The organism is uncultured Cedecea sp., assembly GCF_947498825.1.
In the GTDB taxonomy this organism is placed as follows: Bacteria; Pseudomonadota; Gammaproteobacteria; order Enterobacterales; family Enterobacteriaceae; genus JGM124.
Map to the genome: position 1 here is coordinate 36123 of NZ_CANMLV010000030.1, position 7855 is coordinate 43977.

Here is a 7855-nt window from a genome sequence, read left to right on the forward strand (position 1 = left end):
CAGGGGCTCGATAGCCGAGCCCCTGGGCGATTAACTACAGAGCACGCTGACGCACAATTTCAAACAGGCAAACCCCGGTAGCAACCGAGACGTTTAACGAAGAAACCGTACCAGCCATTGGAATACTGATCAGTTCATCACAGTGTTCCCGAGTCAGCCGGCGCATACCTTCACCTTCTGCTCCCATCACTAAAGCAATGGGTCCGTTAAACTTGCTCTCAAACAGAGTATGCGTGGCTTCGCCGGCGGTCCCGACGATCCAGACATTCTCTTCCTGTAACAGACGCATGGTGCGCGCGAGATTAGTTACCCGAATCAAGGGAACATTTTCTGCGGCCCCACAAGCCACTTTCTTGGCTGTGGCATTAAGCTGAGCTGAACGATCTTTCGGTACAATAATCGCGTGCACACCTGCAGCATCAGCACTACGCAAGCAGGCACCGAGATTATGTGGATCGGTTACGCCATCGAGGATCAACAAGAAAGGACGTTCATGTTCTGCCAGCAGATCCGGCAGGGAACTTTCCTGATACTGACGGCCCGGTTTTACCCGCGCGATAATCCCCTGGTGCACTGCGCCTTCAGCCTTGTCATCAAGCCACTGGCGGTTAGCGACCTGAATCACAACACCTTGCGCTTCCAGTGCTTTAATAAGCGGCATCAAGCGCTTATCTTCACGCCCTTTCAGAATAAACACTTCCTGAAAACGTTGTGGAGCGTTTTCAAGCAAAGCCTGAACCGCATGGATGCCGTAAATAATTTCACTCATTGATTTCACTCATTTCAGACCATGGTGTGTCTGTGTTGTTTTATACCCTGCCAGACATCTGGCAGGGATAACGATACACCTATCATAACGTCAAGCTACTCGGATGTAGCCTGCTTTTTCGCTGCGCGTTTAGCCTTAGTGGCCGCCGCTATTTTACGGGTTTTATCTGAAGGCGCTTTGGCTTTCTTCGCTTTACTGCCCGTTTTTTCAGGCTTCACTTTTGCGCTGCCTTTCTCGTTACTGCCCGCTTTTCCAGGTTTCCCTTTACCACTTTTTTTCGCCGGGCGAAATTCGCTATCAGGCTCAAAGTTCTGACGTTTGCCAGCATCCCGACGTTTTGAAGGAGAACCCGCAGACTTCTTCTTCGCCCGGTCTTTTTGCGTTTTACCTTCACCACGCGCGACTCGCTGGCTGGAAATCAGAGCAAAGTCGATTTTACGCTCATCCATATGGACAGCCTCAACACGAACTTCAACTTTATCACCAAGGCGATAGGTTTTACCGCCCGATTCACCAATCAGCCGCTGGCCTACCTGGTCGAAACGGTAATAGTCATTATCAAGTGAAGAGACATGTACCAGACCATCGATAAACAGCTCATCCAGACGGACAAAGAAACCAAAGCCCGTTACGCTGGCAATAATACCGTTGAATACCTGACCGACCTGATCTTGCATAAAATCGCATTTAAGCCAGTCAGAAACTTCACGGGTTGCTTCATCAGCCCGGCGTTCAGCCATGGAACAGTGCTGACCCAGTTGCAACATCTCTTCCATGCTGTAGTGCCAGCCACCTGACTCAGTGCTGTTCCCCTGATGCCCCTGCTCTTTCGCCAGCAAATACTTAATCGCACGATGCAGCAGTAAATCCGGATAACGGCGAATCGGTGAGGTAAAGTGTGCATAGGACTGCAATGCTAAGCCAAAGTGACCGCGGTTTTCCGGATCGTAAATCGCCTGTTTCATTGAGCGCAGCAACATCGTTTGCAGCATTTCATGATCGGGGCGATCGGCGATTGAGGTCAGTAACTCAGCGTAGTCACGCGGTTCTGGTTTCTGACCACCCGGTAATTCCAGTCCCAGCTCAGCCAGTACCGAACGGAATGCAGTAATGGCGTCATTACCAGGCCTGTCATGATCGCGGAACAGTGCTGGTTCATTGTTCTTTTCAACAAAACGCGCGGCTGAAATATTGGCGAGGATCATGCACTCCTCAATCAGCTTATGCGCATCATTACGTACTGTCTGTTCTACCCGCTCAATACGGCGTTCAGCATTGAAGATAAACTTGGCTTCTTCGCTCTCAAAAGAGATCCCGCCACGCTGAGTGCGCGAAATTTCCAGGGCTTTATAGAGACGGTGCAGTTCTTCAATATGCTTCACCAGCGGCGCATATTGCTCACGTAACTCTTCGTCACCCTGCAACACATGCCAGACTTTGGTGTAGGTCAGGCGAGCATGGGAACGCATAACTGCTTCATAGAACTTGGAGCCCGTCAAACGGCCGCTAGCTGAAACTGTCATCTCACACACCATACAGAGTCTGTCGACTTGTGGGTTCAGCGAGCACAGACCGTTAGACAGCACTTCCGGCAGCATCGGTATCACTTGTGACGGGAAGTAGACCGAGGTTCCGCGGTTGCGTGCTTCAGCATCCAGCGGCGTTGGAGGACGTACATAGTAGCTCACATCAGCGATAGCCACCCAAAGACGCCAGCCGCCCCCGCGTTTTTTCTCACAGAATACCGCATCATCGAAGTCGCGCGCATCTTCTCCATCGATAGTCATCAACGGTAAATCACGCAGGTCAACACGGCCAACTTTCGCTTCTTCCGGGACTTCTTCTTTCAGTCCTGCAACCTGGGCTTCAACTTCTTTTGGCCACACATAAGGAATTTCATGGGTACGCAGTGCCATATCCACTGCCATACCGGTTCCCATATTGTCACCTAATACTTCAACAATCTTACCGACAGCCTTGGTGCGTCGTGTGGGTCTTTGGGTGAGTTCAACCACCACCACAAAGCCCATACGCGCGCCCATAATATTTTCAGGCGGGATCAGAATATCGAAACTCAGGCGACTGTCGTCCGGTACCACAAAACCGACACCAGCATCGGTAAAGTAACGCCCAACGATTTGCCCGGTTCTGGCTTCCAGAACACGCACGATGCGGGCTTCACGACGCCCCTTGCGGTCAGCGCCTAAAGGCTGTACCAGGGCAATATCGCCGTGCATACACATTTTCATCTGCTCGGAAGAGAGATAAAGATCGTCTTTGCGGCCTTCTACGCGCAGAAAACCAAAGCCATCGCGATGGCCGATAACTTTACCTTTGAGCAAATCCAGACGTTCTGGCAAGGCGTAGCATTGACGACGGGTAAAGACCAGTTGTCCGTCACGCTCCATGGCGCGCAGACGACGGCGCAGCGCTTCCAGCTGCTCTTCATCAGTAATATTTAGTGCTTCAGCCAGCTCTTCCCGGCTGGCGGGTTTTTCTCTCTGAGAAAGAAGATCGAGAATAAATTCCCGACTTGGGATCGGATTTTCATATTTTCCGGCTTCTCTTTCCTGAAAAGGATCTTTTGACATTGCGGTTCCTCCGTTGTCATCTGGAACCTGCACGCATTGCGTTAGCTCCAGCAAAATGGGTCAGCAATGGGGAGGGGGTTATTTTAGGCTGGTCATTTTTATCTGACAGCGCTTAAACCGCTCATCCCCTACATCCGTCCTGTTTCATACATTACGTGAAATCGTAGGACTAAAGTATTGCTGTTGTTCGCTTTAAAGCGAAATTTTTAGTTGTTAGCCTCAGCATATTCAATGATAAGGCTGGAAATTTGCCCGCACGAGATATCGGTATCAGATAGCCCTGGTGGCGTGTTGATTAATATTTTCACCCTGAACTCAAGGTGAGCCAAACGTCATACTCTCTTTAATCTTAGTCGTGCCAGTCATATTTGCGGTGAGTAACAACGTTTATAATATAAATCTGGCGCACATAACGAGCAAAACAAACGATAACCATCAATCTGTTAGGCGGACAAGCACATGATACAGATCATCTGTTAATGATATTGATCATAAACCAGCCAGGCAGATACCCGCTAATTTATTTATGCAAGAGGGAATGAAAGGATGGGGAATACTGTGAATGGGGTGTGCAAAACACACCCCTTTAACCTGTTATGCGTCGAATGGATCACGCAGAATCATGGTTTCAGTCCGATCCGGGCCGGTTGAAATAATATCAATCGGTACACCTGTCAGCTCTTCAATACGCTTAATATAGTCCAGAGCCGCTTGTGGCAAGCCACTGCGCTCTTTTACACCAAAGGTGGTTTCAGACCAGCCTGGCATCGTTTCGTAAATCGGCTCGATACCTTCCCAGTCGTCTGCTGCCATTGGCGTGGTGGTGACTTCGCGGCCATCAGGCATGCGGTAAGCCACACAAATTTTAACTTCTTTCAGGCCGTCCAGTACATCAAGCTTGGTCAGGCAGAAGCCAGACAGGGAGTTGATCTGTACAGCGCGGCGAACGGCAACAGCATCAAGCCAGCCGGTACGACGACGACGACCGGTGGTAGCACCAAATTCGTTGCCCTGTTTGCACAAGAACTCACCGATATCATCAAACAACTCAGTTGGGAACGGACCCGCACCCACACGCGTAGAGTACGCTTTAATGATACCCAGAACGTAATCGACATAACGTGGACCGATACCAGAACCTGTCGCTACACCGCCCGCAGTGGTGTTAGAAGAGGTCACATACGGATAGGTACCGTGGTCGATATCCAGTAAGGTACCCTGCGCGCCTTCAAACATAATGAAGTCACCGCGCTGACGTGCCTGGTCTAACAAGTCAGAAACATCAACCACCATACTGGTCAGGATGTCGGCAACCGCCATCACATCGTCCAGTACTTTCTGGTAGTCAACCGCTTCAGCTTTGTAGAAATTGACTAACTGGAAGTTATGGTATTCCAGAACGTCTTTCAGTTTATCAGCAAAGGTTGCTTTATCGAACAGATCACCCACGCGCAGACCACGGCGAGCCACTTTATCTTCGTAAGCAGGTCCAATACCACGACCGGTAGTACCGATAGCTTTAGCACCACGCGCTTTCTCACGAGCAACATCAAGCGCTACGTGATAATCGAGGATCAGCGGGCAAGCTTCAGATAACAGCAGACGTTCGCGTACAGGAATACCGCGCTCTTCAAGCTGTGTCATCTCTTTCATCAATGCCGCAGGCGACAGAACAACACCGTTACCAATGATGCTGGTAACATTGTCGCGAAGAATACCTGATGGAATAAGATGGAGGACGGTTTTTTCACCGTCAATTACAAGAGTATGGCCTGCGTTGTGTCCACCCTGATAGCGCACAACATATTTAGCCCGTTCGGTCAGGAGATCAACAATTTTCCCCTTGCCTTCGTCACCCCATTGGGTGCCCAGTACGACGACGTTGTTACCCATTTTTCAAAATCACCGTTTGCTTAAAAATGGATTCTATCATCGGTTTCAAGGATGATCAGCCACTTTAGTGCACTAATTAGCATTATTATGCATGGTTTTTGGTCAGCCCGCGCTGTGACTCAACATATAGTAGATAACGACCCCTGCGACCACAAGACCACCGCCAAAACGTCGCAACAGCGATTCAGGTAATTGGGCAAATGCGAGGATCATACGCCGCCACGCCTTGGGATAAAGCATCGGTCCCAGCCCTTCGAGTACCAAAACTAAAGCCAGTGCCAGCCAAATTGTCGAATTCATATGAAGTTATTCCTGCATCGAGTCGGAGACAGAATGGCTCCATCGCTCTGTGCGTACCAGGTGCCGTGTTATTCTGGCGCTGATAGTACCCTTTCTTGCCTTAATCACGATATTTTTATCGTTTTCAATTATTACAAGTATGTCCGTAACAGCCTGAAACTAAAAAGTCTGAGTTGGCGGAGTGCCGAACTCAGACAAGGGGGCAGTGGGGATACGCGGGCTGACAGATTGGTCACAACGTTCTTTGTCACTGCCAGGCCATTTTTACGTCCCGATACTATTACTTAATCGGATAATGGTAATGTTCTGGAATTTTATAGTCGTCGGGAAATTCTGCAACATCAGGAATTTTGATAAAACGATCAACGTCCTCCCTGGTTTGTTCTAGCACTCCATTAATTCCTGATAAAAATGTAGATATTCGTAGTAACGCAGCCTGGATGGCCAGTTCATCGTTGTTTTCTTTTGCTTTAAAAAATAAATCAAACGTTAATGTAAGATTATTAAAATCCTTTTCAATACTATTGGCAATTGAATGGCCACATGACAAATAGATATCATCAACACTATTTTTCTTTGTTTTCAATAAATCTAAATAAGCCTCTTTAAATTTATCTAACTCTTTAATATTTATCATTTAGGTAGTTTCCTTCCTTCAGCCCTGGCTGCTTTAGTTTTTTTATCGTTGTATGAACCATCAAGATTAAGCACGGCCTGTACTTTTGTACCTGTTCTGTCAAAAACCTCAATATGGTTTTTATGGCTGGCATCAAGATAAAACTGATCGCCTGGTTTTATAAAATTGCCAATACTATCAGTCGCCTTATAAATACTTTGACCCTGATATTGCTTACTGGTTTTTGTAGATAGCCCTTTTATTTCACGACCAAAACCGGATTGTGTAAAGAACTCCCCTATATTCCCAACTGCGCCCTTATTTGGCTCATAACCTCCTGCCAGATAAGCCAAATCATCCAAACTTGGCCCCTGTGGGATCGGTGTTATTGTAGCCTTTATACCGATATCCGTCACACCTGCAGTATTTCCAGTATGCATCGCTCCCGAGACAGGGATCTGATGATGACCGGTATGGCCTGGCGTCTGGGGGACTAATGACTGATGGCCGCCGGTGTTGCGCAGGCCCGTATCCGGCAACTGAGCATTCCCGGTATGCACAGGCGCATACTTATCTTGCAGTGCGCTCAGGTAATCGCCCGTAACAGCAGGATTTCCAGCGGTGCTCAGGGCAGTAATATGATTCAGTTCATCAACGGTTATCCTGTCGGCGACATCCTTAAACGTCGTGGCAGTAATACCGGCGATACTGGCTTTGATACCGATATCCAGCAACTGTTCAGCGACTTTCGTTTGCTGAGGAATAGCGAAAGTTAATTTGTCCACCCGCCCTCTACCGAGGAAAGGATTTTCCAGCGACGGAATGGTTAAATGCGTGGAGTTTTTCAGTGCAAGTCTGGCTGCTTCTGAGGTATCAGAAATCACCTTAGGGGCCATATACTCTGCCATACGCTCAGGAGCACTGGCGGGTGGCAGAGCCATATCGGCTCCTGCTTTAGCCACTGAGTCAACCTTGCCGGCGGCTTTAGCAACGGCCTTCTCTGTGGCGACTATGCCACTTTTCAACAGCCCCGTGCCACTCGTTACCAGTCCACCCATATCTGCCGTGAGTTTGCCGCCCTCAACACCGGCATTAAACGCACCGCTGATACTGCCCTTTTGATACTCTGCTTCCATGCGATCGATACTGTCTGTCCAGGACTGTTTCACCGCTGAGGCCAGGTTACCCAGGATATTTCCATTTTCAGCCAAGGCTTTCAGCGCGCTGTAAACTTCCGCCGGGCTACTGGCTGCTTTCACAATCCCGTCAACTGTTTCATACAGCCCGACCGGCACACCGGCAGCCAAACCTGCCGCAAAACTGGCACCCTGGGCCAGGTCGGTGACTGCCCACTGTGCTTCTTTGCTCATTTTGCACAGAGTGGTCTGACATTCCGCTATCTCTTTACTTTTCTGAGCCTGCTGTTTATTACTCAGGAAGTTATGGCTGGCAAGAGTAGATAAGGAAAAATTATCACTCTTTTGGAGTGGGGGATTAGCCGCAGGTTTTGCTGCTGAGGTCGGTACGTTAGCAGCTGGCTTTGCTGCAGGTGCCGGTACTTTAGCTGCAGGTTTGGCCGCGAGTGCCTGTGCGTTAGCTGCAGGCTTTGCCGCCGGAGCAGAGGCTTTCGCCGCAGGCTTTGCTGCAGGTTTGGCCGCGGGTGCCTGTGCGTTAGCGGCAGGCTTT

General features: G+C 49.2%; 5 protein-coding genes and 1 pseudogene. All 6 read right to left on the reverse strand.

Annotated features, from left to right (window positions below):
• Positions 1–34: 34 nt before the first annotated feature.
• Positions 35–769 carry a 23S rRNA (guanosine(2251)-2'-O)-methyltransferase RlmB gene (rlmB, locus tag Q1A40_RS21090; RefSeq protein ID WP_300004968.1) on the reverse strand — a complete coding sequence of 245 codons (735 nt, stop codon included), beginning with the start codon at positions 767–769 and terminating at the stop codon, positions 35–37.
• A gap of 95 nt (positions 770–864) precedes the next feature.
• The gene (gene rnr, locus Q1A40_RS21095) at positions 865–3360 is read right to left on the reverse strand and encodes a ribonuclease R (RefSeq protein WP_300004970.1); all 2496 of its coding nucleotides are present in this window, start codon (positions 3358–3360) and stop codon (positions 865–867) included.
• Between the two features lie 594 nt (positions 3361–3954).
• Positions 3955–5253 carry an adenylosuccinate synthase gene (locus Q1A40_RS21100; protein WP_300004972.1) on the reverse strand — a complete coding sequence of 433 codons (1299 nt, stop codon included), beginning with the start codon at positions 5251–5253 and terminating at the stop codon, positions 3955–3957.
• 102 nt (positions 5254–5355) lie between these two features.
• The gene (locus tag Q1A40_RS21105) at positions 5356–5553 is read right to left on the reverse strand and encodes a DUF2065 family protein (RefSeq protein WP_300004974.1); all 198 of its coding nucleotides are present in this window, start codon (positions 5551–5553) and stop codon (positions 5356–5358) included.
• Between the two features lie 280 nt (positions 5554–5833).
• The gene (locus Q1A40_RS21110; RefSeq protein ID WP_300004976.1) at positions 5834–6190 is read right to left on the reverse strand and encodes a hypothetical protein; all 357 of its coding nucleotides are present in this window, start codon (positions 6188–6190) and stop codon (positions 5834–5836) included.
• Positions 6187–7855: pseudogene (locus Q1A40_RS21115) on the reverse strand (hypothetical protein); the annotation flags it as partial. The pseudogene Q1A40_RS21115 and the gene Q1A40_RS21110, both read right to left, overlap by 4 nt.